This is a genomic window from Actinosynnema sp. NPDC091369 (genome assembly GCF_044757065.1).
Lineage (GTDB): Bacteria > Actinomycetota > Actinomycetes > Mycobacteriales > Pseudonocardiaceae > Actinosynnema.
This window is the reverse complement of record NZ_JBIVUG010000002.1, coordinates 810,492-836,740: the sequence shown is the minus strand read 5'-3', so window position 1 is coordinate 836,740 and position 26,249 is coordinate 810,492. Positions and strand designations below refer to the sequence as shown.

19 protein-coding genes and 1 pseudogene are annotated in these 26,249 nt (G+C 72.4%); 14 read left to right on the top strand and 6 right to left on the bottom strand.

The annotated features are described in order from the left end of the window. The first annotated feature begins 14 nt into the window (after positions 1-14). From ACIQMJ_RS11890 to ACIQMJ_RS11880, 3 genes are all read left to right on the top strand, one after another. A complete protein-coding gene (locus ACIQMJ_RS11890) occupies positions 15-875 on the top strand; it encodes an AAC(3) family N-acetyltransferase (protein ID WP_499760938.1) in 861 nt (286 codons plus the stop codon). Between the two features lie 113 nt (positions 876-988). After that, on the top strand, positions 989-1,555 hold the full coding sequence (locus ACIQMJ_RS11885) for a dihydrofolate reductase family protein (protein ID WP_499760937.1): 567 nt from the start codon (positions 989-991) through the stop codon (positions 1,553-1,555). A gap of 291 nt (positions 1,556-1,846) precedes the next feature. Further along, the gene (locus ACIQMJ_RS11880; protein WP_499761068.1) at positions 1,847-3,784 is read left to right on the top strand and encodes an MDR family MFS transporter; all 1,938 of its coding nucleotides are present in this window, start codon (positions 1,847-1,849) and stop codon (positions 3,782-3,784) included. Positions 3,785-3,797: 13 nt separating this feature from the next. Here the strand turns inward: ACIQMJ_RS11880 and ACIQMJ_RS11875 are convergent, their stop codons facing one another. Beyond that, on the bottom strand, positions 3,798-4,703 hold the full coding sequence (locus ACIQMJ_RS11875; RefSeq protein ID WP_499760936.1) for an effector-associated domain 2-containing protein: 906 nt from the start codon (positions 4,701-4,703) through the stop codon (positions 3,798-3,800). 113 nt (positions 4,704-4,816) lie between these two features. Here ACIQMJ_RS11875 and ACIQMJ_RS11870 point away from each other — a divergent pair, with 113 nt between their 5' ends. Both ACIQMJ_RS11870 and ACIQMJ_RS11865 read left to right on the top strand, forming a co-directional pair. Further along, a complete protein-coding gene (locus ACIQMJ_RS11870; protein WP_499760935.1) occupies positions 4,817-6,082 on the top strand; it encodes a hemolysin family protein in 1,266 nt (421 codons plus the stop codon). 69 nt (positions 6,083-6,151) lie between these two features. Then, a complete protein-coding gene (locus ACIQMJ_RS11865) occupies positions 6,152-7,096 on the top strand; it encodes a phosphotransferase family protein (RefSeq protein ID WP_499760934.1) in 945 nt (314 codons plus the stop codon). On the opposite strand, the gene ACIQMJ_RS11860 is transcribed toward ACIQMJ_RS11865, so the two are convergent. After that, positions 7,093-8,508 carry an aminopeptidase P family protein gene (locus ACIQMJ_RS11860; RefSeq protein ID WP_499760933.1) on the bottom strand — a complete coding sequence of 472 codons (1,416 nt, stop codon included), beginning with the start codon at positions 8,506-8,508 and terminating at the stop codon, positions 7,093-7,095. The genes ACIQMJ_RS11865 and ACIQMJ_RS11860 overlap by 4 nt on opposite strands. A 508-nt stretch (positions 8,509-9,016) precedes the next feature. Between ACIQMJ_RS11860 and ACIQMJ_RS11855 the strand changes: the two genes are divergently transcribed. Beyond that, on the top strand, positions 9,017-11,515 hold the full coding sequence (locus ACIQMJ_RS11855) for a hypothetical protein (RefSeq protein ID WP_499760932.1): 2,499 nt from the start codon (positions 9,017-9,019) through the stop codon (positions 11,513-11,515). Positions 11,516-11,518: 3 nt separating this feature from the next. On the opposite strand, the gene ACIQMJ_RS11850 is transcribed toward ACIQMJ_RS11855, so the two are convergent. Continuing rightward, positions 11,519-12,295 (bottom strand): SDR family NAD(P)-dependent oxidoreductase, encoded by a 777-nt coding sequence (locus ACIQMJ_RS11850; RefSeq protein WP_499760931.1) that lies wholly within the window; start codon positions 12,293-12,295, stop codon positions 11,519-11,521. 125 nt (positions 12,296-12,420) lie between these two features. On the opposite strand from ACIQMJ_RS11850, the gene ACIQMJ_RS11845 reads away from it, so the two are divergent. The 7 genes and pseudogenes from ACIQMJ_RS11845 to ACIQMJ_RS11815 form a co-directional block, all read left to right on the top strand. Next, entirely contained in the window at positions 12,421-12,990 is a 570-nt protein-coding gene (locus ACIQMJ_RS11845; RefSeq protein ID WP_499760930.1) for a TetR/AcrR family transcriptional regulator, read from the top strand. A 130-nt stretch (positions 12,991-13,120) separates the two neighbouring features. Next, on the top strand, positions 13,121-13,567 hold the full coding sequence (locus ACIQMJ_RS11840; RefSeq protein ID WP_499760929.1) for a GNAT family N-acetyltransferase: 447 nt from the start codon (positions 13,121-13,123) through the stop codon (positions 13,565-13,567). A gap of 48 nt (positions 13,568-13,615) precedes the next feature. Next, positions 13,616-13,999 carry a hypothetical protein gene (locus ACIQMJ_RS11835; RefSeq protein ID WP_499760928.1) on the top strand — a complete coding sequence of 128 codons (384 nt, stop codon included), beginning with the start codon at positions 13,616-13,618 and terminating at the stop codon, positions 13,997-13,999. Further along, on the top strand, positions 13,992-14,417 hold the full coding sequence (locus ACIQMJ_RS11830) for a hypothetical protein (RefSeq protein ID WP_499760927.1): 426 nt from the start codon (positions 13,992-13,994) through the stop codon (positions 14,415-14,417). The genes ACIQMJ_RS11835 and ACIQMJ_RS11830 overlap by 8 nt, the downstream gene beginning before the upstream one ends. A 210-nt stretch (positions 14,418-14,627) precedes the next feature. Next, positions 14,628-17,717 carry an efflux RND transporter permease subunit gene (locus tag ACIQMJ_RS11825; protein WP_499760926.1) on the top strand — a complete coding sequence of 1,030 codons (3,090 nt, stop codon included), beginning with the start codon at positions 14,628-14,630 and terminating at the stop codon, positions 17,715-17,717. A 209-nt stretch (positions 17,718-17,926) separates the two neighbouring features. Further along, positions 17,927-18,394, top strand: a complete 468-nt coding sequence (locus tag ACIQMJ_RS11820) for a hypothetical protein (protein ID WP_499760925.1) — start codon at positions 17,927-17,929, stop codon at positions 18,392-18,394. Between the two features lie 114 nt (positions 18,395-18,508). After that, a pseudogene (locus ACIQMJ_RS11815) lies at positions 18,509-19,039 on the top strand (hypothetical protein); the annotation flags it as partial. 140 nt (positions 19,040-19,179) lie between these two features. Here ACIQMJ_RS11815 and ACIQMJ_RS11810 read toward each other — a convergent pair. Beyond that, on the bottom strand, positions 19,180-19,749 hold the full coding sequence (locus ACIQMJ_RS11810; RefSeq protein WP_499760924.1) for a TetR/AcrR family transcriptional regulator: 570 nt from the start codon (positions 19,747-19,749) through the stop codon (positions 19,180-19,182). A 101-nt stretch (positions 19,750-19,850) separates the two neighbouring features. Here ACIQMJ_RS11810 and ACIQMJ_RS11805 point away from each other — a divergent pair, with 101 nt between their 5' ends. Beyond that, positions 19,851-20,873, top strand: a complete 1,023-nt coding sequence (locus tag ACIQMJ_RS11805) for an aldo/keto reductase (RefSeq protein ID WP_499760923.1) — start codon at positions 19,851-19,853, stop codon at positions 20,871-20,873. A 109-nt stretch (positions 20,874-20,982) separates the two neighbouring features. Here ACIQMJ_RS11805 and ACIQMJ_RS11800 read toward each other — a convergent pair whose 3' ends face one another. Further along, positions 20,983-22,515: a hypothetical protein gene (locus ACIQMJ_RS11800; protein WP_499760922.1), complete on the bottom strand. Its 1,533-nt coding sequence runs from the start codon at positions 22,513-22,515 to the stop codon at positions 20,983-20,985. Positions 22,516-22,558: 43 nt separating this feature from the next. Next, the gene (metH, locus tag ACIQMJ_RS11795; protein WP_499760921.1) at positions 22,559-26,146 is read right to left on the bottom strand and encodes a methionine synthase; all 3,588 of its coding nucleotides are present in this window, start codon (positions 26,144-26,146) and stop codon (positions 22,559-22,561) included. Positions 26,147-26,249: the final 103 nt, after the last annotated feature.

Sequence of the window (26,249 nt, the reverse complement as noted above, 5' to 3'; positions counted from 1 at the left end):
CGAGGAGACCGACAGTGATCAACGAACGACAGCTGGACCGGGCAGTGACCGATCTGGGCCTGGCGGGCCGTCCCGTCATGGTGCACGCGTCGCTGCGGTCCTTCGGGGAGCGCGTCGAGGCGGACGGCCTCCTGGAGGTGTTCCGCGCGAGAGGGTGCACGGTGCTGGTTCCGGCGTTCACCGAGCCCCGGTTCGGCATGGCCGCGCCGGAGTGGGCGCGGCCACCGCGCAACGGCATCGACTACGTCTCACCGCCCGAGCCCTACGCCGCCGCCGATGCCCCGGTGTACCGGGTCGACCACGGCCTCGTAAACCCGCGTCTCGGCGCACTGCCCGCGGCCCTGGTCCGTCGGGCCGACGCCGCGCGCGGCGACCACCCGCTCAACTCGTTCGCCTCGATCGGGCCGCTCGCCGAGCACCTCGCCGCCGCCCAGCATCCGGGTGACGTGTACGGGCCGATCCGCGCACTGGCCGATCTCGGGGGCGCGGTGTTGCTCGTCGGTGTCGACCTGAGGTCCATGACGGCCCTGCACCTGGCCGAACAGCTGGCGGGACGGCGCTTGTTCGTCCGGTGGGCGCGCGACGCGCACGGTCGGATCTCGCCGTTCGAAGTCGGTTCCTGCTCGCAGGGCTTCCTGCGGTTGGGTGGTGTTCTCGCCCCGTACGGGCGGAGAACCGCGGTGGGGAAGTCCTCTTGGCGGGCCTACTCGGCACGGGACGCGGTGGCCGCCGCGGCAGCCGCCATCGCCGCCGACCAGGAGATCACCCGCTGCTCCGACGCGGACTGCCTGTTGTGCCGCGACGCGATCGCCGGCGGACCGGTCCTGCCGGACGGGGCGGTCAAGGGCACGGCGTTCGGAGCGACAGGCTCTTGAGGACGGTGCGGAACGTTGGCAGGGCGTCGATCGCGTTGTCCGAGGCGTGTCTGGCGACGTGCCGGGCGGCGTGGCGGCGCGAAGAGGCATTCGGGTTCCGGCAGTCTGACGCCATGGGATTGTTGACCTATGGCATGAACGTCTCGTTGGACGGTTACACCGCCGACGCGAACGGTGATCTCGGCTGGGGCACACCGGACGAGGAGGTGCACCAGTACTGGAACGACCGGACCGGGCAGGTCGCGTTGTCGTTGTACGGGCGCAAGTTGTACGAGTTGATGTCGGCCCACTGGCCGACCGCCGGCCAGGCGCCCGACGTGTCGCCCGTGGAGGCCGAGTACGCCCGGTTGTGGGTCGCGATGCCGAAGGTGGTCTTCTCCCGGACGTTGGAGTCGGTCGACTGGAACTCCCGGTTGGAGCGCGGTGACGTGGTCGAGGCCGCCGGGAAGCTCAAGGCGGAGACCGACGGCCTGATGGAGGTGGCCGGCGCCACGCTCGCCGCGCCCCTGGTCCAGGCCGGCCTCGTGGACGAGTTCCACGTGCTGGTCGAGCCGGTCCTGATCGGTGGCGGGACGCCGTTCTTCCCGGCGCTGAAGGCGTGGGCGACGCTGGAACTGGTGGAGAACCGCACGTTCCGCTCGGGTGCGGTCCTCCTGCGCTACAAGACGGTCCGCGACTAGCGGACGCCTCCGACCGGCCGCTCTCCACCCCGACCCCTCGGTGAGGGGCCTGGAGGTGGACGGCCGGTCGGTGATGACGACCTCGACGCGGGCCCGCGAACGCCCCCGTCGGCGAAGCCGAGGCTGCCGAACACAGCCCTGGGTGCGGCACGGGTTCGGCGGGTGATCACCCGGCCGTGGTCGTGGGCGGGCGGCGTGGCGGTGGTGGTTTTATGGTCGGGCCGGGAGGTCCACGTGGTCGAACGGGTCGAGGTCGGGCGCGGCGCGCGCAACGCCGTCGTCTCGGTGATCATGCTCGGGATGCTGCTGGCCGCGCTCGACCAGACGATCGTGGCGACCGCGCTGCCGACCATCGTCTCCGACCTCGGCGGCGGCGGGCACCTGTCCTGGGTGGTCACGTCCTACCTGCTCGCCGAGACCATCATGACCGCGCTGATCGGCAAGTTCGGCGACCTGTTCGGCCGCAAGCGCGCGTTCCTGACCAGCGTCGTGCTGTTCCTGGTCGGCTCGTTCCTGTGCGGCTGGGCCGACTCGATGACGTGGCTCATCCTGGCCCGCGCGGTGCAGGGGCTCGGCGCGGGCGGGCTCATGGTCACCTCTGCCGCCGTCATCGCCGACGTCGTGCCGCTGTCCGAGCGCGGCAAGTACCAGGGCTTCATCGGCGCGGTGTTCGGCGTGGCGACGGTCGTCGGGCCGCTGCTCGGCGGGCTGTTCGTGGACCACCTGAGCTGGCGCTGGGCGTTCTACGTGAACCTGCCGCTCGGCGTGGTGGTGCTGGCCGTCGGCGCGTTCGCCCTGCCCGGTGTGCGCGGAGCGGGCCGGCCGAAGATCGACTACCTGGGCATCCTGCTCATCGCCCTGGCCGCGACCGGTCTGACGCTGGTCACGAGCTGGGGCGGCGTCGAGTACCCGTGGGCGTCGCCGACGATCATCTGGATGGCCGTCGGGTCGGTGGTCGCGCTCGCGTTGTTCGTGCTCGTCGAGACGCGCGCCGCCGAGCCGATGCTGCCCATGCGGCTGTTCCGCGGCCGCGTGTTCACCGTGTGCACGGTGCTCAGCTTCGTGGTCGGGTTCGCCATGCTCGGCGGCGTCACGTTCCTGCCGACCTACCTGCAGTACGTGCACGGCGCGTCCGCGACCCAGTCGGGCCTGGAGATGCTGCCGCTGGTCGTCGGCCTGCTCATCGCCTCCGTCACGACCGGCAACGTGATCAGCAAGACCGGCCGCTACCGGGTGTTCCCGCTGGTCGGGAGCCTGCTCATGGTCGCCGGGCTGCTGTTGCTGTCCCGGTTGCACCCGGAGACGTCGTTCTGGCAGGCGTCGACGTACATGCTGGTGCTCGGCCTGGGCGTGGGCATGTGCATGCCGGTGGCGATGGTGGTCGTGCAGAGCACCAGCAGCTACGAGGACCTGGGCGTGGCCACGTCCGGGGTGAGCTTCCTGCGCACGCTGGGCAGTTCGTTCGGCGTGGCCGTGTTCGGCACGGTGTACGCGAGCAACCTGCCCGGCAACCTCGCCGCCGCCATCCCGCCGGGCGTCGACCCGGCCGCCGCGGCCAACGTGCAGGCGCTGCACGCGTTGCCGGACCCGGTGAAGGCCCCGATCATCGCCGCGTACGCGGACACCCTGCACACGGTGTTCCTGTCCGCCGCGCCGGTCGCTGCGGTCGCGTTCCTGGTCGCGCTGCTCCTCAAAGAGGTGCCGCTGCGCGACACCGCGCGTGCGGCGGCGACCGAGGTGGGCGACAACTTCGCCGCGCCGCACTCGGCGGACTCCGAGCACGAGCTGGAGAAGCTGGTCGCGCTGATCGTCAGCCGCGAGCGCCGCGACCCGACGCCGGACGTGCTGCGCGAGTCGGGCGTCCCGCTCACGCACGCGCAGGCGTGGCTGGTGGTGAAGGTGTTCCGGCAGAGCGTCGACCACGGTGACGCCACCCTGGAACGCCTGGTCGAGGTCACGAAGGTGCCGGCGGGCGTGTTCGAACCCGTGGCGCGCCAGCTCCAGACCCGCGGCTACGTCACCGAGTCCGACGGCCGCTACCGCTTCACGCCCCAGGGCACCGAGGTGTTCGCCGACCTGGTCGCGGCCTGGCGGCGCTGGCTGCTGGTCAAGCTCACCGACTGGAACTGCGACGACGTCGAGTTCACCGACGCGGTGGAGCGGGTGGCCACCGAGCTGACCACCAGCGGTCGAGCCCTCACCACCGGGCGTCACGCCGTCGTCGGGTAGGCGGGTGGCCCGGTCACCCGTCGTCCCGGGCGGCCAGCCAGGCGTCCAGGTCGGCCATCGCGGTGGTGCCGTCGGCGTAGAAGCGGATCGCTTCGAGCAGCGCCGCGACGCCGCCGGGGTAGTTCTCGCACGTCCGGACGATGCTCACGACGTCGCCCCGGTCGGTGGGCATGCGCGGGACCGAGCCGGCGAACGGCAGGTCGCGCAGCACCAGGTCACGGCCGTCGCGGGTGTCGAAGCCGGGTGTGCGGAGCAGGATCTCCACGCCCGTGCGCAACGTCGACGTCCGCTCCGGTCGCGGGGCGAGAGCGAGGGCGGGGGAGGAGGTGGGCTGCGGCTGGTAGTCGTCCACCAGCCTGATCCACGCCCTGGCCCGCACCTCCTTCACGTCCACCCGCACCAGGCGGAACGCGTCCGGGTGCGCGGACGGGTGGTGCCGGACCACCGCCTGGTAGAACGGGTCCGACGCGATCAGCACCAGCGTCGCGTTCGAGCCCTTCAGCGCCGCCTTCGCCTCGGCCGCGTCCAGGATCCGGCAGGCGAAGATCAGCTCCGGGCTGCTCTTGCCGCCGTGCGCGTCGTAGGCCACCTCGCCGAAGTGCACGGCCAGGCGCAGGCGCAGGCGGGCGCCGTGCGAGGAGGCCGCGTTGTGCTCGCGCAGCTTCGCCGCGACGCTCACCGGCAACCGGTCGACCAGGTGCGCCTTCGCGACGTCACCCGGCAGGACGACGATCAGGCTGTCACCGGCGTCGTCCACCGCCTTGTCGTCCCACGGCAGGTCGCAGTCGGCGAACGCGCCCATCAGCACCCGGTACATGCCGTCACGGGCGGCCAGCCGGTGGTGGGTCGTGCGCGTCCCGTCGCCGTAGCCCTCCACGTCGACGACGACGAACGACCGGTGCACCGCAGCCGACCCCATGTGACCTCCCCACGCCTGTTGTAACCCGGACGGGCGCTCCAAGGGCAGTGGCTCCACTCGAAATGACCAACCCGGCGGTTGCGGTCCGGCCCGGTTCGGGTATGGAGTCGGGTGTGGACGGATACGGGTGGACGCTCGCGCTGGTGGCGGTGCTGGTGGCGTTGAACGCGCTGTTCGCGGGCAGCGAGATGGCGCTGATCAGCTTGCGCGAGGGGCAGCTGCGGGCGTTGGAGCGCGACGACCGGGCGTCCGCGACGACGCTGGTGCGGCTGGCGCGCGACCCCAACCGGTTCCTGGCCACCATCCAGATCGGGATCACCCTGGCCGGGTTCCTGGCCTCGGCGACGGCGGCCGTGTCGCTGGCCGCGCCGCTGGTGCCCGCGCTGTCGTTCCTCGGCGACGCGGCGAACGCGGTGGCGATCGCGCTGGTCACGATCGTGCTGACGTTCCTGACCCTGGTGTTCGGCGAACTGGCGCCCAAGCGGCTGGCGATGCAGTACGCGATGCGGTGGGCGTTGCTGGTGGCTCGGCCGCTGCACGTGCTGTCGACCGCCTCGCGGCCCGCGGTGTGGGCGTTGAGCGCGTCCACGAACGTGGTCGTCCGGCTGCTGGGCGGCAAACCGGACGCCGAGTCCGAGCAGATGTCGGCCGAGGAGCTGCGCGAGCTGGTGTCCGCCCAGCGCGGCCTCAACGCCGAGCAGCGCATGATCATCACCGGCGCGCTGGAGATCACCGAACGGCGGCTGCGCGAGGTGCTGGTGCCGCGCCGGTCGGTGGTCACGCTGGACGCCGGGACCGACGTGGCGTCCGCGCGCGCCGAGCTGGCCGCCTCCGGCCACTCCCGGGCGCCGGTCGCGCGCGGTGGGCACCTGGACGACGTCGTCGGCGTCGTGCACCTGCGCGACCTGCTGCGGGACGACGCGAAGCTGGTCGACGTGGCCCGCGAGCCGGTGGTGTTCCCGGACTCGGTGCGGGTGTCGGACGCGCTGCGCCGGTTCAAGGCCGAGCGCGAGCAGCTCGGCCTGGTGGTGGACGAGCACGGCGCGGTCGCGGGCATCGTCACGCTCGAAGACCTGCTGGAGGAGGTCGTCGGCGAGATCCTGGACGAGACCGACCGGGACGTGATGGCGGTCCGCAACGGCCCGGACGGCTCGCTGGTGCTGCCCGGCACGTTCCCCGTGCACGACCTGATCGACCTCGGCGTGGAGCTGCCCGACGCGCCCGAGGGCGACTACGCCACCATCGCGGGGCTCGTGCTGGCGGTGCTCGGCCGCATCCCCGAGGCTCCCGGCGACCGCGTCACGGTCTCCGGGTGGAGCGTCGAGGTGCTGAAGGTCGAGCACCACGCCATCACGTCCGTGCGGTTGCGCAAGCGCTGACCCGGTGGCCGAGTCCCGGGACGTCGACCCGGTGGCCGACCCGGTGGGTGGGGCGGGTGTACTGCCACCATGGTCGACTACCGCCGACGCCACACCGACGAGTGGCTCGCGCACTTCGCCCGCCGTGGCCACCGCGACCCGCGTCCCCTCGGGGCCGGCGTCGAGGGGGCCGTCTACGGCCTGGGCGAAGGTCTCGTCGCCAAGGTCTGGAGCGGCCGGCCGCCGGCCGACCTCGACCTCCTGCGCCGGGTCTGCGCGGACATCGCCCGCCACCCGCTGCCCTTCGCCACGCCGGAGGTCCTCGACACCGAGGTCCACGACGGTGTCCTGGTCACCTACGAGCGGGAGCTGACCGGATCACCCTTCCGCGCCGGGCCCGCGACCACCGCCGCCGAACGCGAGCTGCCCGCGGCCGAGACCGCCGCGCTGCTGACGGTCCTGCGCGCCCTCGCCACCGTCCCGGGCACCGAGGCCATGCGCGGCCTCACCGTCCAGGGCGACGACCGCCCGCTCTGGCGGGGCCACCAGCGCTTCCCCGACGCGCTCGCCGCCCTGGTCCGGCGTGCCGTCCGCCGTCACGCCGACGTGCTCGCCGCCCACGTCCCGGACCTCGCCGCCGCGGTGGCACGGGTCGTCGCCGCCCTCACGGCCCTGCCCGACCGGCCGGTCACCGCCGTCCACGGGGACCTCGTCCCGCCCAACGTCCACGTGGACGACACCGGCCGCCCCACCGCCGTGCTCGACTTCGGCTTCTTCACCACCGCCGGCGACCCCGCGTTCGAGGCCGCCGTCACCGCCGCCGTCTGGGACATGTACGGACCGCACGCCGGGCACCACGCCGCCACCCTCACCGACCTGTTCGCCGAGGAGCTCGGCCACCCGGCCGAGCTCCTCGCGCTCTACCAGGCCGTCTACGCCCTCACCACCTACGACCTGTTCTCGCCGGACGGCAGCGACGGCCACTTCCACTGGTGCGCCGCCCTGCTGCGGGAGAACCGGGTGGCGTGCGGCTAGCGGCCGGCCGCCGCGACCCAGGCTTCCAGGCCCGCCGCGTCGTGGGGCAGCGCCGACGACAGCACGCGGTTGCCGTCCTCGGTCACCACGACGTTCTCCTCCAGCCGCACGCCGATGCCCCGCAGCTCCGGCGGCACGGTCTCGTCGTTCGGGTGGAAGTACAGGCCCGGCTCCACGGCCAGCGCCATGCCGACCTCCAGCGTGCCCTCGTGGTAGGCGGTGGAGCGGGAGTTGGCGCAGTCGTGCACGTCCAGCCCGAGGAAGTGCCCGACACCGCACGTGATGTAGCGGCGGTGGTGCTGGCCGTCCGGGTCCAGCGACTCCTCGACCGACACCGGCAGCAGGCCCCAGTCGTGCAGGCCCTCGGCGAGCACCCGCATGGCCTCCTGGTGGAAGTCCCGGTACGCCGCGCCCGGCCGCACGACCGCGAGGGCCGCCGTCGAGGCGCGCTCGATCAGCTCGTGCACCTGCCGCTGCGCCGGGCTGAACGCGCCGGACACGGGCAGGGTGCGGGTGATGTCGGCGGTGTAGAGCGTGTCCAGCTCCACGCCCGCGTCCAGCAGCAGCACGGCGTCCTCGGGCACGGGGCCGTCGTTGCGGACCCAGTGCAGCACCGGCGCGTGCGGCCCGGCGGCCACGATCGAGGCGTACCCCGGCCCGTTGCCGGCGGTGCGGGCCCGCCGGTCGAACGTCCCCTGCAACCACCGCTCCCCGCCACCCTTGACGGCGACCTGCAACTCGGCGGCGACGTCGGCGAACCCGAGGATCGTGGCGTCCACGGCGGCCTGGAGCTGGCCGACCTCCCAGTCGTCCTTGATGCGGCGCAGCTCGGCCAGCACGGTGCGCAGCTCGGCGGTGTGGTCGGCGCCCGCGAGCGCGTCCAGCAGCGGGTCGACGCCCGAGGTCGCGTGCACGGCGGGCAGCCGGCCGCGCAGCGCGGACGGGAGTTCGTGCAGCGGGCGGCAGTGCACGCCCAGCGCGTCGGCCCACTCGGCCAGACCGGGCACCGGCCCGATCCACAGCTCGCCGTCCCGGGCGTTGGCGAAGAAGTCCGGTTCGTCCGGCCCGGCGGGCGGGCGCAGGAACAGCTCGGCGTCGTGCCCGCCGGCCACCGGGTGCATCACCAGCACCGCGCCCTCCGCGGCGCAGCCCGTCAACCAGGAGAAATCGCTGTCGGGGCGGAAGCCGTAGTCGGTGTCGTTGGACCTGACCGGCGCCCAGCCCGCGGCCACCGCGATGCGTGCTCCGGGCAGCGCGGCGCTGAGCCGGTCGCGGTGCGCGGCGGCGGCCCGCGCGGCGCCGGGCGTGACGCGGGCGGCGCGGTCGGCCGGACCCCAGCCGTGCTGGACGAACTCCCGGAAGCCGGAGGCGTCGACGAGCTTGCTCGGGTCGCGGCGGGCGGGTTTGGTCACCGTGGTCAGCCTTTCGGGTCGTGGCCGTGGGCGCACCCGTTCGCGATCGGCGACGGGCGTGGCGTGCGCACGATGTTCTCACCAGGGCCGACCGCGATCCGTCAGCCGCCCCCCCCCCCCCCGGGCGGAGAGGGTGAAAGATCAAAGGAGAGGGTGAAAGATCAAAAGAGTCCTCGCCGGACGGGCAGATCAGCAGGATGACCCCAACTGCCCTGGGATGTTCCGGTTGCGTGGTGGGTCGGGTTTCGCGCCATCCCACCGACCTCCCGAAGGGCTACCACACGCGTCAAGGGGGGCGACATCAGTGGGCGTCCTAGCCCGCAGTGGACTTCGCCCCCCTTGACAGGTGCGGTAGGGCTGCGCCAGGCCGGCGGGATGACACGAAGCCCTGCTCGTGAGAAGAGCGGTGAGGTGAGGCCCGATAGGGGGCAGTTTTGGCGAAACGGGTGGCTGGGGGTGGGCGATCCGGTAGGTAACACGTCACGGCCTACCTACGGCAGGTGATCGCATGCGTCCCGAGGACGTCGTCGAACTGCGGGTGCACGGAGTGTCCGGCACGCCGCCGGAAGCGATGCTCGGTGATCCATTCCCCACGCCGGTCGCCGGGGACGACGTGGCCCGGTTCCTGCGCGCCGGCAAGCCGGTGCGGGCGGTGGGCAGTGGGCGGGAGCGGGTGGTGGAGGCGTTCCACTGGGGGCGGTTCACGTCCGGTGGGGCCAGTCGGGCGTTGTGGTTGGTGCTGATCCCGTTCGCGATCCTGAACCTGGCCCGGTACACGTTGTTGGGGGCCGGGCGGTTCGCGGAGGCGGTGTTGCGGCTGCTGGCGCTGGTGCTGACGTGCATGTTGGTGACGGCGACGGCGTACGTGTCGTTGGAGCTGCTGGTGAGGCAGTGCGCGGGCACGGCGGCGTGCCGGGTGGAGCACCTGGGGTTCTTCGAGGGGTGGCCGTTCGGGGCGATGCTGTTGGTGGGCGTGGTCCCGCCGGGGTTGGTCGTCACCGTGTTGTGGTGGTTCGGGCGCCAGACGTTCCTGTACGAGCCCAAGGGCACCCATCACGTGTGGGAGACGCGTACGGGCAGCCTGGGGGACTACGCGTTCTGGCACACGTCGCCGCGGACGCCGGTGTTGCGTGACGCGCACGTGGCGGCGGCGTGTGCGGTGGTGGGGGTGCTGTACGCGGGGGCGTTGCGGACGGCGCAGCCGGATCGGCCGTCGGACGTGCTGTCGTGGACGGTGGTCGGGCTGGGTGCGCTGGTGTTGGCGTGGGCGGTGGGGTGCGTGGTGATGTCGCCGGATCGGCGGGAGGTGAACTCGCGGGCGCTGAAGTGGGCGTCGGTGGGGTACCTGCTGCTGGCGGCGGGGTTGGCGACGGCGTTCCTGTGGCGGGTGCCGACCGGGGCGACGGGCGCGGTGACGCCGCTGGCCGGGTTCGAGGCGGTGACGAACGTGCTGTCGGCGTTGGCGATGGTGTTGTTGGTGGTGCTGCTCGGTGCGTGCGCGCGGATGCGGCACTCCGCGCGCGGGGTCGAGTTGATGGTGGCGGACAAGAGGTTCCGGCCGTTGTGGCACGGGTACGCGGCGGTGGTGATCGCGGCGGTGGCGACGACGTTGGCGGTCGGGTTCAGCGGTGGGTTGGCGTACCGGGTGGTGGACTGGGTCGGGGAGCCGGTGCCGGAGGTGGGGCGGGCCGGGTTGGTGCTGAGCACGAGCTACCTGGTGGGCGCGGGGTTGTGGGGTGTGCTGGCGATCGCGTTCCCGCTGCTCCTGGCGCCGGTCGTGGCGGCGATGGTGCGGCAGGTGTCCAGCGCGGTGGTGTTCGCGGCCGGGTCGGTGGTGGCCGTGGTGGCGGTGGTGTTGCGGTGGACGCACGAGGGGTGGGGGTTCTGGGGGGCGGTGGTGGTCGCCGGCGTCTTGTACGCGGTAGGCGCGGTTTCCTGTGTGCGACACGCGATCGGGGTGGCGGTTCGCGACGGGGTGGTGGCGGACTACCCGGGGCGTCCGGATCGGCCGGGGATCGGGAAGGTGGCGCTCACGCAGCGGGTGGCGGCGGCGAAGTACCGGTACCACTGGCTGCTGGGTGCGCTGGCGTCGCTGGGGGGCGTGCTGGTGGCGGCGAGTGGTGGGCTCGCGCTGGCCCGGCTCGCGCACCCGGAGTGGCGGGCCGCGCCGCCGGCGGGGTTGGCCGACTGGCTGTCGACGGTCCCGGCGCGGGAACTCGGCGCGTTGGGCAGCCTGGTGGTGTCCGGTGTGGTGCTGGTCTTGTTGTTGCTGGGCGTGCGGACCTGGCAGAGCCCGAAGATGCGCACGGCGGTCGGGATCGTGTGGGACCTGGTGGCGTTCTGGCCCCGGCTGGCGCACCCGATCTGCCCGCCGCCCTACGGCGGTCGCGCCACCATCGAGCTGACCTCCCGCGCGGTCCGGTTGGCCGGGCACCACGACGTGGGCGCGGTCGTGCTGTCCGGGCACAGCCAGGGCAGCGTGGTGTGCTTCGCCGCGCTGTCGTTGCTGCGCCGCGAGGCCGAGCGGCCCGACCCGGCCGACGGTGAGCGGTACATCAGGCAGGTGGACGCGGTCGCGGCGTTGCGGCGGGTCGGCCTGGTCACCTACGGCTCGCAGTTGCAATGGGCGTACTCGCGGCTGTTCCCGCACTACCTGGGCCACGCCGAGCTGGCCGGCCTGCACGAGGAGCTCGGCGACCGGTGGTGGAACGTGCACCGGTCGACCGACCCGTTGGGCGGGCCGGTGCAGGTGTGGCCGGAGACGGCGGAGGAGCGGGTGCACGCCGGCTCGAAGCTGTGGGGCGTGCGGTGCGGCAACGACGTGCGGCTGCGCGACCCCGAGTTCCTCGACCCCGACCCGGACATGGTCGCATCGCCGTTGCGCGGGCACAGCTACTACTACGACGACCCGGTGTTCGACGAGGTGGTGGCCCGGGTCGCGGACGCGGTGGCGGCGCCGCGCACGACCGTGGTGATCGGCGACCTGACCCTGTCCGGCGGCGCGTGAGGGTCAGGGCTGGAGCACGGTCCGCGTCACGCGTTCGGCGATCGCGGCCACCATCCGGCGCGGGCGGCGCGGGACGAGGTGGGCGCTCAGCGCGTTGCCCAGGCCCGGCGTGACGTAGGCGCGGTCGCGGTCCAGCCCGTCGAGGGCCGCGCGCACGACCGCCTCGGCGCTCATCATCCGGCCGCCGATCGCGGCGCGCGGGGTGACCCGGTCGAAGAAGCTGGTCTCGGTCGGGCCGGGGCACAGGGCGAGCACCTTGATGCCCCGGCCCCGGTACTCGCGGCGCAGCGCGAGGCTGAAGTTCAGCACGAACGTCTTGCCCGCGCTGTAGGTGGCGAAGTACGGCGAGGGCTGGAACCCGGCGGTCGAGCCGACGTTGACCACGGCGCCGGAACCGGCCGCCAGCATGCCCGGCACGAGCGCGCGGGTGAGGCCGACGAGCGACACCACGTTGACCATCAGTTGCTCCTGGTCGTGGCCCGCGGGGATGTCCTCGAACCGGCCGGCGGTGCCGAAGCCCGCGTTGTTCACCAGCGTGTGGACGGGGCCGCGCAGCCGTGACACGACCGAGTCGACCGCGTCGGGCGCGGACAGGTCCTGCGCCACGACGTCGACCTCCACCCCGTGGTCGTGGCGCAGGCGGTCGGCGAGGGCGTGCAGGCGGTCGGCGGAGCGGGCGACGAGGACGAGGTCGTGGCCGCGGGCGGCGAGCCGGGTGGCGAACTCGACGCCGAGGCCGGCGGACGCGCCGGTGACGAGGGCGGTGGGGCGGTGGGTCATGGCGTCTCCATCGGCTTGGCTGCGGATTATGTGAGACATCTTAGGCACAGTTGACGCGCTAAATGCAACACCGGTGTTGCGGTTAGCGGCTTAGCTGTACCATCGGTGTGGCGAAAGGAGCCACCTTGGGAGCCACGCGACCGTTGCGGGCCGATGCCGAGCGCAGCGTGCGGACGATCCTCGAAGCCGCCGAGCGGGTGCTGTCGGTCAACCCCGGCGCGTCCATGGAGCAGATCGCCGAGGCGGCCGGCGTCGCGCGCACCACCGTGCACCGGCGGTTCGCCAACCGGCAGGCGCTGGTGGAGGCGATGGCGGCGGACGTGGTGCGCCAGTTGGACGAGGTGATGGACGCGGGCCGGCCGGAGACCGCGCCGCCGCTGGTCGCGCTGCACCAGATCACCGCGAGCGTGCTGCGGGTCAAGATCGGGTGGCCGTTCGCGATGGGCGTCGTCTTCACCGACGCCGGCTCGCCCGCCGCCGAGGGCAGGCGCCGGGTCGACGACCGCTGCCTGGCGCTGCTGCGCCGGGCCCGGGAGGACGGCCTCCTCGACGCCTCGGCCGACCTCGACTGGGTCCGCCGCGTCTTCTACGCGTTGATCGGCGAGGCGGTGCACGGGCCGGACGGCGGCCTGGAACCGGACGCGCTGGCGCAGCGGGTGGTCGACACCCTGCTGCACGGCGTGGGGGCGCGCTGACCACCCGTCCACTTCGGACTCACCGACCGAGGCCCGGGTTCGCGCGCGGACCTGTTGCCGGCGGAGGGCGACCACGACGTCGGCACGTGTGATGGGGTGGGGCGACCAGCCACCGGAAAGGACAGTGCCCGTGATCATCCGCCGCGCCACCGTCGACGACGTGCCCGCGATCGTCGCCCTGCTCGCCGACGACGAGCTGGGGGCCTCGCGCGAGTCGCCGGACGACCTGGCCCCGTACCTGCAAGCGTTCGAGGCGGTCGACGGGGCCGGGCACGAGGTGCTGGCGGTGGCGGAGCGGGACGGTGAGGTGGTCGGCACGCTCCAGCTCACGGTGTTGCGCGGGCTGTCGCGCCGGGGCGCGGCACGGGCGCAGATCGAGGGTGTGCGGGTCGCGTCCTCGGCTCGCGGGCAGGGGTTGGGGGAGCAGCTGGTGCGGTGGGCGATCGGCGAGGCGGAGGCGCGGGGCTGCGCCGTGGTCCAGTTCACGTCGGACAAGAGCCGGGCGGACGCGCACCGCTTCTACCGCCGCCTCGGCTTCGCCCAGTCGCACGAGGGCTTCAAGCTGGCGCTGTCGTGACGCCGGGTAGGTTGCGGCCGTGAGTCCGTTCCGACCGGGAAGCCCGACATGATCCAAGTCCTCGCGACCGCGTTGACGGTCGTGGCGCTCGTCGCGGCCCTGTGGTCGCTGGTGCTCGTCGTCACCGACCGGCCCATCACGCTCGCCACCAAGCCCACCCTCGGCCTGGCCGCGGTGGTCGTGCTGCTGGAAGCCGGGCTGCTCGTGCAGGCGGTGGTGGCCGCGGTCCGCGTGCTCGGCGCCGACCGGGGCCAGGTCGACCTGCCCACGTTCTTCGGCTACCTGGTGGCGTCGATCGCGGTGCTGCCGGTCGGCGCGTTCTGGGCGCTGGGCGACCGCTCGCGGTGGGGCGCCGGTGTGCTGGCCGTCGCGTGCCTGAGCGTGCCGGTGATGGTGCTGCGGCTCGACCAGCTCTGGGTCGCGCATGGCTGAGCGGCGTGACGGGCTCGCGGAGACGACCCGGTCCGGTCCCGGCCGGATGCTCATCGCGGTGTACGGGATCTTCGCCGTCGCCGCCACGGCCCGGTCGGCGGTGCAGATCGGCACCCGGTTCGGGCAGGCGCCGCTGGCCTACGTGCTGTCGGCGTTCGCGGCGGTCGTGTACGTCGTGGCCACGGCGGCCCTGGCCGGCGTGGTGTCGCGGCGGGTCGCCTACCTGGCGTGCGGCGTGGAGCTGGCCGGGGTGGTCGTGGTCGGCGCGGCGAGCCTGGTGTTCGCCGACGCGTTCCCGGACGCCACGGTGTGGTCGGACTTCGGCGGCGGCTACGGCTTCATCCCGCTCGTGCTGCCCGTGCTCGGCCTGCTCTGGCTGCGCCACACCGGCCGGCGGCACGCCGAGCGGACCGGCTGACCGCCCGCGACCCGTGGTGATGAAGATCACCGGCACCGCCCGACCGTGCCGGTGATGACGTTCGCCCAGGTCAGGGCGGTGCCGGCCGATGTGGAATCACCCCATGTCTGAGCCCGTTCTCAGGTGCGGTGTGCCACGGTTCGCACATCCGCCCGCGGCCCCTCGCGCAGCGACGCGCAGGCAGGTCCGCCCACCAAGGAGATTCCCACGATGTCCGTGCTGGCTCGTCTGAGCCTGGCCAACCGAAGTCTCGTCGGGCTGCTCAGCCTGCTCGTGATCGGTTTCGGCGTGTTCTCGCTGCCCGCGATCAAGCAGCAGCTCTTCCCGTCCATCGAGTTGCCCGCCGCGGTGGTCATCGCGCCGTTCCCCGGCGCGTCGCCGGACCTGGTGGACAGCCAGGTGGCCGAGCCCATCCAGTCGGCCGTGCGCGGCGTCGACGGCGTCGAGCAGGTGTTCACCCGCTCCGCCGAGAGCTCCGCGACGGTGCAGGTGATGTTCACCTACGGCACCGACATCGACGCCGCGGTCGCGCAGATGCAGCAGGCGGTGAACCGGCTCCAGCCCCGCCTGCCGCAGGGCGTCGAGCCGACCGTCGCGCAGGGCAGCACCGACGACATCCCGGTGATCGCGCTCGCCGCCACGTCCGGTGACGACGACATCGCGGCGGCGGCCCGGCTGCGCGCCGAGGTCGTGCCCGAGCTGGAGGCCATCCCCGGCGTGCGGGAAGCCTCGGTCAGCGGTGAGCGGGACCGGCAGGTCACCGTCACCGTCGACTACGCCCGCCTCGGCGCGGCCCGGGTCGACCCGCAGGCCCTCACCGGGGCCCTGGCCTCGGCGGGCGCGGTCATGCCCGCGGGCACCGTCCCGGACGCGGACAAGTCGCTGACCGTGCAGGTCGGCAGCCCCGTCGCCACCGTGGACGACGTGCGCAACCTGGTGCTCGCCTCGCCCGGCGGCCCGGTGAAGCTCGGCGACGTGGCCGAGGTCGAGTCCGCGCCCGCGGCGGCGACCGTGCTGACCCGCACCAACGGCGAGCCCACGTTGGGCGTCAGCGTCACCATGACCGGCGACGGCAACGCGGTGGAGATCTCGCAGCACGTGCGCGAGAAGCTCGGCGAGTGGGGCGAGGCGGCGGACTCCACGCTCACCGTCGCGTTCGACCAGGGCCCGCAGGTGGAGAAGGCGATCAGCGGCCTGACCACCGAGGGCCTGCTCGGCCTGCTGTTCGCGGTGGTCGTGATCCTGCTGTTCCTGCTGTCGGTGCGGTCCACGCTGGTCACGGCGGTGTCGATCCCGCTGTCGGTGGTGGTCGCGCTGATCGCGCTCTACACCGGCGACCTGTCGTTGAACCTGCTCACCCTCGGCGCGCTGACGATCGCGGTCGGCCGGGTGGTGGACGACTCGATCGTGGTGCTGGAGAACATCGAGCGCCACCTCGGCTACGGCGAGGAGAAGCAGCGCGCGATCCTCGACGGCACGCGCGAGGTGGCGGGCGCGGTGACCGCGTCCACGTTGACCACGGTCGCGGTGTTCCTGCCGATCGCGTTCGTCGGCGGCATCGCGGGCGAGCTGTTCGGGCCGTTCTCCATCACGGTCACCGTGGCGCTGCTGGCGTCCCTGCTGGTGTCGCTGACGATCGTGCCGGTGCTGGCGTTCTGGTTCCTCAAGCGGCCGGCCGTGCCGACCGACCCGGAGGAGGCCGCGAAGGCGCGGGAAGCGGCGCTGGAGAAGGAGAAGCGCAGCCCGTTGCAGCGCGCTTACGTGCCCGTGCTGAAGTTCGCCACCACGCGCCGCTGGGTGACGTTGCTGATCGCGGTGCTGATCTTCGGAGGCACGCTCGGCCTGGCCGGCTCGCTGCAGACCAACTTCATCGACAACGCGGGCGGCACGGCGTTGCAGGGCACGCAGGAGCTGCCGCCCGGCACCAGCCTCGCCGCCCGGGACGAGGCGGCCCGCAAGCTCGAAGGCGTGCTCGCCGGTACCGACGAGGTGGAGACCTACCAGGTCACCGTCGGCACGGACAACAGCCTGGCCGCGTTCGGCTTCGGCGGTGACGGCGACACCAGCGTGCGCGCCACCGTGCGCGAGGGCACGGACCTGGAGGCGTTGCAGGACCGGCTGACCGAGCAGCTGGAGAACACGCCCGGCGCGGGCGAGGTGAAGTTCGGCGCGGCGGCGTCCGGTTTCGGCTCGGACACCATCGACGTGCTCGTCACCGCGCCCGACGAGAAGGCGCTGCGGGACGCGGCCGACCGCGTGCAGCAGGCCGTCTCGGGCACGCCGGGCGTCGGCGAGGTCACCAACGACCTGTCCGTCAGCGCGCCGCGCGTGCAGGTGACGGTGAACCAGGCCGCGGCGGCGGCGCGCGGGCTCAGCGGCCAGGCGATCGGCCAGTTCGCGGCCCAGGCGCTGCGCGGCGTGCCGGTGGCCCAGCTCCCGATCGACGGCAGCTCGCAGCAGGTCCTGCTGCGCACGGGCACCGCGCCGGCCGACGTGGCCGCGTTGCGCGCGTTGCCGCTGCCGGGTGGCGTCACGCTCGGCCAGGTCGCCGAGGTGGCCGTGGTGGACGGTCCGGTGCAGGTGCGGCGCACCGACGGCGCGCGCAGCGCCACCGTGTCGGCCAAGGCCACCGGGTCCGACCTCGGCGCGGTCACGGCCGACCTGACGTCCCGGTTGGACGCGGTGGACCTGCCGGCCGGCGCGACGCACAGCATCGGCGGCGTCAGCGCCGACCAGGCCGAGACGTTCGCCGACCTGGGCCTGGCCATGCTCGCCGCCATCGCGATCGTGTTCCTGATCATGGTGGCGACGTTCCGCAGCCTGGTGCAGCCGCTGATCCTGCTGGTGTCGATCCCGTTCGCGGCGACCGGCGCGATCGGCCTGCTGCTGCTCACCGGCACCCCGCTCGGCCTGCCCGCGCTGATCGGCATGCTGATGCTCGTCGGCATCGTGGTGACCAACGCGATCGTGCTGATCGACCTGGTCAACCAGTACCGGCGGGACGGGATGCCGGTGCGCGAGGCGGTGGTCGAGGGCGGTCGGCGGCGGTTGCGGCCGATCCTGATGACCGCCGCGGCCACGATCTTCGCGCTGCTGCCGATGGCGCTCGGCATCACCGGCGAGGGCGCGTTCATCGGCAAGCCGCTGGCGATCGTGGTGATCGGCGGCCTGATCAGCTCCACGCTGCTCACCCTGGTGCTGGTGCCGACGCTGTACTCGATGGTCGAGGGCCGCAAGGAGCGCCGACAGGCGCGCAAGGCCCAGCGGCCGGTCGAAGAGCGGGAGCCGGTCGCCGTCTGAGGTCGCCGACCACGCGGGAGCCCCGCTGCCCGATCCGGGCGGCGGGGCTTTCTTCATCAAATCACCAGGCCGGCAGCTTTACCGGTTAATCAATTCTCGATACCGCTCGCGACACCTTTCGCCGGTCGTTCGCCCACCGGCGCTCGATTCGCTCGCGCACCGCATTCGAGGAGCGGTTCGCGGCGGCGGTCGCCGTCATCGCCCCGAGCGTGGCCGTCGCCGAGCAGTACCCGGATGTCGAGGTCACCGTGGAGGGGGTGACCGACTACGAGGGCGAGATGAAGATCCGGATGACCACGAAGAGCTACGGCGACGTGCTGCTCATCCCCAACGCGCTGGCCACCGACCAGCTCCCGCGCTACTTCGAGCCGTTGGGCCCGGTGTCGCGGCTGTCCGCCGAGTACCGGTTCGTCACCGAACGCGCGTACCGGGACGAGGTGTACGGGCTCGCCATCACCGGCAACGCGTCCGGTTCCTCTACAACAAACGCGTGTGGGCCGACGCGGGTATCACCACGCCCCCGAAAACACCCGCCGCGTTCCTCGACGCATTGCGCCGCATCCGCGACCGAACTGAAGCGGTTCCGCTCTACACGAACTACCGCAACGGGTGGCCGCTCGCGCAATGGGAGGACGCGCGCAGCTCCGTCACCGCCGACCCGCAGACGTCCAGCCTGATGGCGGCCGACGACGCGCCGTGGGCGCCGGGCAAGCCGCACCACGTGGTCGACTCGCTGCTGTTCGACGCGGTCGCGGGCGGCCTGGTGGAGGACGACCCGGGGGGAGACGGACTGGGAGAAGTCCAAGGCCATGATCGGAACGGGGGAGATCGCCACGATGATGCTCGGCTCGTGGGCGATCACCCAGCTGCGCACCGCCGCGCCGGACCCGGAGGTCATCGGCTACCTGCCGTTCCCGGTGCAGGTGGACAGCGCCTTCCACTCCGTCATCGCGGGCGACTACAAGAACGCCATCAGCGTGCACTCGAAGAACAAGCGGGCCGCGCGGGCGTGGCTGGACTGGTTCGCCGACAGCTCGGGCTACGCCGAGGCCGAGGGTGGCGTGTCACCGCTGGTGGGCGGCCCCGACCCGGCCACGCTGGAGGACTTCACCGCCGCGGGCGTCAGGTACTTCGAGCTCGACCACGCCAAGGACGCCGAGGTCACCAAGATCGACTCGGCGGCCGAGATCGGCCTGTACGACCAGACCTACCGGCAGGCCCTGGTGGACGCGGCGCGCGGCGTGAGCGGGAAGTCCAAGCAGGACGTGTTCGACGACCTCAACACGCGGTGGGCGGAGGCACGTGCGCTCGTGACGAGGTAAAACGGCTTCACGGGCTCGGGTCCGCGCCCCACGACGGCCGCGGGGTGACGATGACCCGGCGGGGTAGCGTCATCCCGACTGCCCGTTCTGGTCCGTCGACCCGAGCGCCGGGCACCCGGTGATCGGCGCGCCGCCGGGGATCACGTCCGGGCGCCGTACCGGAGGCCGTCGATGAGCAGCCCGACCATCCGGCGCGTGTAGCCGCCGTCGTCCCGCGTCGGCCGGGTCAGGTTGGCGGTGGCGCGCAGCAGGTCGTACGGGTCGACGTCGGCGCGGATCTCGCCGGCGTCCGCCGCACGGTCGAGCAGGTCGCGGAGCACGGGCACGAAGCGCTGCTGGAAGTAGCCGGGCAGGCCCGCGTAGGCCGGGTCACCGGAGTGCAGTGCGTCGCTGAGCCCGTGCTTCGTGCCGATGAAGCCCGTGAAGCGCCACAGCCACCGGGTCAGCGCTTCGAGCGGGTCGTGCTCGGCGGCCAGGGCGGGCGCGGCGTCGGCGCAGGCGTCGACCTCGTGGCGGTAGACCGCGGCGATCAGGTCCGAGCGCTGCGGGAAGTGGCGGTAGAGCGTGCCCGCGCCCAGTCCCGCCTTGGCCGTGATCTGCCGGACCGGCGCGTCCACGCCCGAGGTGGCGAACACCTCGGCGGCGGCCGTGAGCAGGGCGTCGACGTTGCGCTGCGCGTCCGCGCGCACCCGCTTGCCGGGCACGTCCACGACACCTCCTTGCTAAGCGGAACACTGTTCCGTATCGTCGAAGTCGAACGTTGTTCCGGTTGCGAGTCTAACGCGCCGCACCGATCGTCCCGAGGAGATCCATGAAGTACCGCACGCTGGGCCGCACCGGCATCAAGGTCAGCCCGTACTGCCTGGGCGCCATGATGTTCGGCGCCGTGGGCAACCCCGACCACGACGACTCCGTCCGCATCATCCACAAGGCGCTGGACGCGGGCGTCAACTTCGTGGACACGGCGGACGTCTACTCCCACGGCGAGTCCGAGGAGATCGTCGGCAAGGCCCTCAAGGGCCGCCGCGACGACGTCGTGCTGGCCACCAAGGCGCACCTGCCGATGGGCGAGGACCCCAACCGGCGGGGCAACTCGCGGCGCTGGCTGGTCCGCGCCCTGGACGACTCCCTGCGCCGCCTGGGAACCGACCACGTCGACCTCTACCAGATCCACCGGCCCGCGCCGGACACCGACGTGGAGGAGACGCTGTCGGCCCTCACCGACCTCATCCGCGCCGGCAAGGTCCGCGCCATCGGCACCTCCACGTTCCCCGCCTCCGACATCGTGGAGGCGCAGTGGGTCGCCGAACGCCGCGGCCTGGCGCGGTTCCGCACCGAACAGCCGCCCTACTCGATCCTCGACCGCCGGATCGAGAACGAGGTGCTGCCCGTCTGCGAGCGCTACGGCATGGGCACGCTGGTCTGGAGCCCGCTCGCGCAGGGCCTGCTCACCGGCCGCTTCCGCAAGGGCACGGGCACCGAGAGCCGCCGCGCCCGCTTCCGGCACATGACCGACGAACGCCGCCTCGACGTGGTCGAGCAGCTCGTCCCCGTCGCCGAGGAAGCCGGGCTGTCCCTGACCCACCTGGCCATGGCCTTCGTGATCGCCCACCCCGGCGTCACGTCCGCGATCATCGGCCCGCGCACCGCGGACCACCTGGACGACCTGCTGGCGGGCGCGGACACCGTCCTGGACGACACCGTCCTCGACCGGATCGACGCCATCGTGCCACCGGGCACCGGCGTCGGCGCCCTCGACATGGACTACCGCACGCCCGCCATCCAGCAACCCGCCCTGCGCCGCCGCCCGCCCGCCGACCGTTCCGCGGCCTGACCCACCTCTCCCCGCCGCGACTTCGGACCCTGCCGGCTCGACAGACAGCCGAGGAGGTCCTCGCAGGTCGGCCCGACCGCGAGGACCCTCAGCGGCAGTTCCGCCTGGTTCACACCGGCAGCCGGCGTTCCGGTCCCTGCACCAGCCGGTCGAGGAACGCGCCGAAAGTCACGTTCCGGGCAGGTGGAGGGTCGAAGTGGGCGGGCAGCGAGCGCCAGAGCTCTTCCTGCTCGCCGCACACCTCGGCCAGGACTCCGGCGACCCGCGCTGCTTGCTCCGCGCTGGCGAGGACCCGCGCGGCGGGGAGGGCCCGCAGGATTTCGGCCGTGGTGTGACGGGAACTCAGCAGTCCGTCGATCGTCGCGTCCCGCTGGGCCGCGCGACCCTTCAGGTGCTTCAGGTGCGCCCGCAGTTCCGCCGCCGGGTCGTCGAGCACCGCCAGCACGTCGTCGTCCGGCACCGGCACGATCTTCGGCAGCTCGGCCTCGTTCTGCGCGCGCAGCCGGGTGAGGTGTTCTTGAGCGGCGCGGCTGAGTCCGCCATGGCCGGCGTCGCCCAGCGTGAGCAAGGCGTGCTCGTCCAGCCCGGGAAGCAGATCGATCAACCAGACGTGCGGCACGTGGCGGTTCGCGGCCAGAGCGACCACGGCTGATGACCGGTCCTGGGACCACTTCGTGAGACGTTCGCGGTCTCGCCGGTGGTACTTCGAGGGTTGAGCGGCCTTGACCGCGTCGACTGCGGCCTTGAGCAGCTCGACGTCGTCCGACAGGTCGGCGAGAGCGGTGATCCCGCTCCAATCGGGTCCGCTGTAGCGGTCCTCGACCGTCCAGCCGTCAGCGACCACCTCGTGCACCAGCTCCTGGATCTCCGCGGCGGCCAGCTCGCGGAGCCGCGGCCGACGGCGTACGTGGGCAGCGGCGTCCCAGAGCCGGAACCCGGCCATGTGCTCGTCGCCGCGCAAGTGGTCGCCGAGCACTTCGGGCAGGCAGGCGAGCAGCACCTCGTCGCTCAGGTCTGCCGGGGCTGTGAGCAGGATCCGGCGGATCTGCGTGGTGTGCTCGGCCGCGCGTGCGAGCGGGACCCACAGTTCTTCGTGCTGCTCGAGCAACGACCACGCGACTTCCGCGCGTGACTTGCGCTCCGAGTTCAAGCGTTGCAGGACCTCGCGCTGCTCCCATTCGGTCATCGACGCGAGGGCAGGCCGCGGATCCCGCTCGGTCAGGGCCGCCTCGATCAGGGCGATGCGCACCGACGTGGGCATCGCCCCGGCGGCCGTTTCCGGCCAGGAGCCTGCCGCGCGTGGGACGTCACGCCATTCGAGGTCGCGAGCGAGCGCCGCGGCGAGATCATGCCAGTCGTGGCTGCCGCAGTACGCGACGAGGTCCGGCAGCGCGCCGTGAGCCTCCCTCACGGCGCCCACCAGATCGGTCGCCGCCGGCCACTGCTCCAGGAGCCGCACCGCCATGTGCGGCGGCGCTTGTCGGAGAAGGTGCGCACGCAGCTCCGCGTCCAAGTCCTCGCGCTGCGCTACTCCCGACAACAGCCATGGCTTGGCCGCTGCCAAGGCTGTGACGACTCCGCGCAGCTGCGCGTGCGACAGCGGCTGGAGGTGGGCAAGGGCAGTGGCGATCGCTTCATCCACAGGTCAAGCGTCCCATGCCGCCCCGCAGCCGATCCGTCGCCGATCAGACCTCGGGCTCGTAGGCCAGGTTCGGGCGCAGCCAGCGCTCGACCTCGGCGACCGGCATGCCCCGCCGTGCCGCGTAGTCCTCCACCTGGTCACGGCCGATGCGGCCCACCGTGAAGTAGCGCGCCTCCGGGTGGGCGAAGATCACGCCGCTCACGGCCGCCGCCGGCGTCATCGCGAACGAGTCGGTCAGCGCCAGCCCCACCTGCTCCGCCTCCAGCATCGAGAACAGGTCCTGCTTCTCGCTGTGGTCGGGGCTCGCCGGGTAGCCGAACGCGGGCCGGATGCCGCGGAACCGCTCGGCGTGCAGGTCCTCCAGCGCCGGGTCGGCGTCCGGCTCGAACCAGTCCCGCCGCGCCTGGAGGTGGATGTGCTCGGCGAACGCCTCGGCCAACCGGTCCGCCAACGCCTTCACCATGATCGACTTGTAGTCGTCCTGCTCCCGCTCGTACCGCGCCGACAGCTCCTCGGCGCCGTGGATCGCCACCGCGAACCCGCCCAGGTGGTCGCCCTCGGGTGCGACGTAGTCGGCCAGGCACCGGTTCGGCCTGCTCTGCGGCTTGGCCGTCTGCTGGCGCAGCATCGGCAGCCGCCGCCCGTCCACCACGATGTCGTCGCCCTCGGAGTGCGCGGGCCAGAACCCGTACACGCCCTTCGCGTGCAGCGAGCCGTCCTCGATGATCCGGTCCAGCATCGCGTTCGCGTCGTCGAACAGCTCCTGCGCGGCCGGGTTCGTCTTCAGGATCTTGGGGTACTTGCCCTTGAGCTCCCAGGCCAGGAAGAAGAACGTCCAGTCGATCATCTCGCGCAGCTCCGCCAGCGACGGCTCCACCACGCGCAGCCCGGTGAACGCGGGCGTCGGCAGCTCGTCGAACGACACCGTCTCCGCGTTCGCCCGCGCCTGCTCGACGGTCAGCAGCGGCGTGCTCTGCCGGTTCTCGTGCTCCTCGCGCAACCGCTGCTGCTCGACGCGCGTGTCCTGCGCCAGCTCCTCGGCCCGGTCCTCGTCCAGCAGCGCCGACACCACGCCCGCCACCCGTGACGCGTCCAGCACGTGCACCGTGGTCTGGTCGTAGACCGGCGCGATCCGCACCGCGGTGTGCTGCCGGGACGTCGTCGCGCCGCCGATCAGCAGCGGCAGCTTCATCCCGCGCCGCTGCATCTCCGCCGCCACCGACACCATCTCGTCCAACGACGGCGTGATCAGCCCGGACAGGCCGATCGCGTCCGCGCCCTCGGCGATCGCGGTGTCCAGGATCTTCGCCGCGGGCACCATCACGCCCAGGTCGACCACGTCGTAGTTGTTGCAGCCCAGCACCACGCCGACGATGTTCTTGCCGATGTCGTGCACGTCGCCCTTCACCGTGGCCAGCACGACCTTGCCGTTGCCGCGGGTGGAACCGGAGGCTTCCTTCTCCGCGTCCATGTACGGCTCCAGGTGCGCCACCGCGCGCTTCATCACCCGCGCGCTCTTCACCACCTGCGGCAGGAACATCTTGCCCGCGCCGAACAGGTCGCCGACGACCTTCATGCCGTCCATCAGCGGACCCTCGATGACGTCCAGCGGACGTGCCGCCTCCAGCCGCGCCTCTTCGGTGTCCTCGATGATGAAGTCCACGATGCCGTGCACGAGCGCGTGCTCCAGCCGCTTGGCCACCGGGCCCTCGCGCCACGCCAGGTCGACCACCCGCTTGGTGCCCTTGCTCGCCACCGTCTCGGCGAACGACACCAGCCGGTCCGTGGCGTCCGGCCGCCGGTCGAACAGCACGTCCTCGACCAGCTCCAGCAGGTCCTTCGGGATGTCCTGGTAGACCGCGAGCTGACCGGCGTTGACGATGCCCATGTCCAGGCCCAGCTGCACCGCGTGGTACAGGAACGACGAGTGCATCGCCTCGCGCACGGTGTCGTTGCCGCGGAACGAGAACGACAGGTTCGAGATGCCGCCGCTGATCCGCACGCCCGGACAGCGCTGCTTGATCAGCGGGATCGCGTCCAGGAACGCCTTGGCGTACCCGTTGTGCTCGGCGATGCCGGTCGCAACCGCCAGCACGTTCGGGTCGAAGATGATGTCCTCGGCCGGGAAGTCGGCCTTCTGCGTCAGCAGGTCGTACGCCCGGCCGCAGATCTCGACCTTGCGCTCGGCCGTGTCGGCCTGGCCCAGCTCGTCGAACGCCATCACGACCACGCCCGCGCCGAAGTCGCGGATGCGCCGGGCCTGGGCCAGGAACGACTCCTCACCCTCCTTGAGGCTGATGGAGTTGACCACGCCCTTGCCCTGCACGCACTTGAGCCCGGCCTCCAGCACGCTCCACCGCGAGCTGTCGATCATGATCGGGACGCGGGCGATCTCCGGCTCGGTCGCGATCAGGTTCAGGAACGTGGTCATCGCCCGCTCGCTGTCGAGCAGGTCGGCGTCCATGTTCACGTCGAGCAGGTTCGCGCCACCGCGCACCTGCTCCAGCGCGACGTCCACCGCCGCCTGGTAGTTGTCGCTCTCGATCAGCCGGCGGAACTTCGCCGACCCGGTCACGTTGGTGCGCTCGCCGATCATCACGAACCCGGTGTCCGCGCCGATCTCGAACGGCTCCAAGCCGCTGAACCGGCTGCGGTCGGGCACCTGCGCCACCGGTCGCGGCGCCATGTCCTTGACCGCCGCCGCGATCCGCGCGATGTGGTCGGGCGTCGTGCCGCAGCAGCCGCCGACGATGTTGACCACGCCCTCCTCGGCGAAACCGCGCAGCAGCTCGGCGGTCTGCTCGGGGGTCTCGTCGTAGCCGCCGAACGCGTTGGGCAGGCCCGCGTTCGGGTGGCTCGCGGTGTAGGCGCCCGCGATCCGGGACAGCTCGGTGACGTGCGGTCGCATCTCGGCCGCGCCCAGCGAGCAGTTCACGCCCACCACCAGCGGGTCGGCGTGCGCGACGGAGTTCCAGAACGCCTCGACCGTCTGCCCGGACAGCGTGCGACCGCTGAGGTCCACGATGGTGACCGAGATCCACAGCGGCAGGTGCGGCGCGACCTCGCGGGCGGCGGCGACGGCGGCCTTGGCGTTGAGCGTGTCGAAGATCGTCTCGATGAGCAGCAAGTCGACGCCGCCCTCGGCGAGCGCGCCGATCTGCTCCGCGTAGGCGTCCTTGACCTGGTCGAACGTCACCGTCCGGTACGCCGGGTCCTCGACCCGCGGCGACAGCGACAGGGTGACGTTGAGCGGGCCGACCGAGCCCGCGACGAACCGGCCGCCCGCCTCGTCGGCGGCCTGGCGGGCGAGCTGCGCGCCGCGCACGTTCATGTCGCGCACCAGCTTCTCCAGGCCGTAGTCGGCCTGCGCGATGGAGGTGGCGGTGAACGTGTTCGTGGTGGTGATGTCCGCGCCCGCGGCCAGGTACTTGCGGTGGACGTCGAGGACGAGGTCCGGCCGGGTGAGGTTGAGCAGGTCCGGGTCGCCGGTGACGTCGTGCGTGTGGTCGCCGAGCAGGTCGCCGCGGTAGTCGGCCGGGGTGAGGCCGGCGGCTTGGAGCATCGTGCCCCAGGCGCCGTCGAGCACCGCGACGCGCTGGTCCAGCAGCTCTCGCAGGGCGTTTTCCGACACGCAGCCTCCCTTGGTGGGAGGCGCCCTTGGGGATCTTCGCCCGGCCGAGCGTGGCGGGCTCATCACCCGTTGCAGCGCCTCTCGATCGGGAGTCCGATCCTAG

Coding starts and splice junctions, on each gene's coding strand:
- ACIQMJ_RS11825 (WP_499760926.1), top strand. CDS start 14,628: ATGTCCGTGCTGGCTCGTCTGAGCCTGGCCAACCGAAGTCTCGTCGGG.
- ACIQMJ_RS11885 (WP_499760937.1), top strand. CDS start 989: ATGGGATTGTTGACCTATGGCATGAACGTCTCGTTGGACGGTTACACC.
- ACIQMJ_RS11835 (WP_499760928.1), top strand. CDS start 13,616: ATGATCCAAGTCCTCGCGACCGCGTTGACGGTCGTGGCGCTCGTCGCG.
- ACIQMJ_RS11855 (WP_499760932.1), top strand. CDS start 9,017: ATGCGTCCCGAGGACGTCGTCGAACTGCGGGTGCACGGAGTGTCCGGC.
- ACIQMJ_RS11850 (WP_499760931.1), bottom strand. CDS start 12,295: ATGACCCACCGCCCCACCGCCCTCGTCACCGGCGCGTCCGCCGGCCTC.
- ACIQMJ_RS11880 (WP_499761068.1), top strand. CDS start 1,847: ATGCTCGGGATGCTGCTGGCCGCGCTCGACCAGACGATCGTGGCGACC.
- ACIQMJ_RS11875 (WP_499760936.1), bottom strand. CDS start 4,703: ATGGGGTCGGCTGCGGTGCACCGGTCGTTCGTCGTCGTCGACGTGGAG.
- ACIQMJ_RS11865 (WP_499760934.1), top strand. CDS start 6,152: ATGGTCGACTACCGCCGACGCCACACCGACGAGTGGCTCGCGCACTTC.
- ACIQMJ_RS11805 (WP_499760923.1), top strand. CDS start 19,851: ATGAAGTACCGCACGCTGGGCCGCACCGGCATCAAGGTCAGCCCGTAC.
- ACIQMJ_RS11830 (WP_499760927.1), top strand. CDS start 13,992: ATGGCTGAGCGGCGTGACGGGCTCGCGGAGACGACCCGGTCCGGTCCC.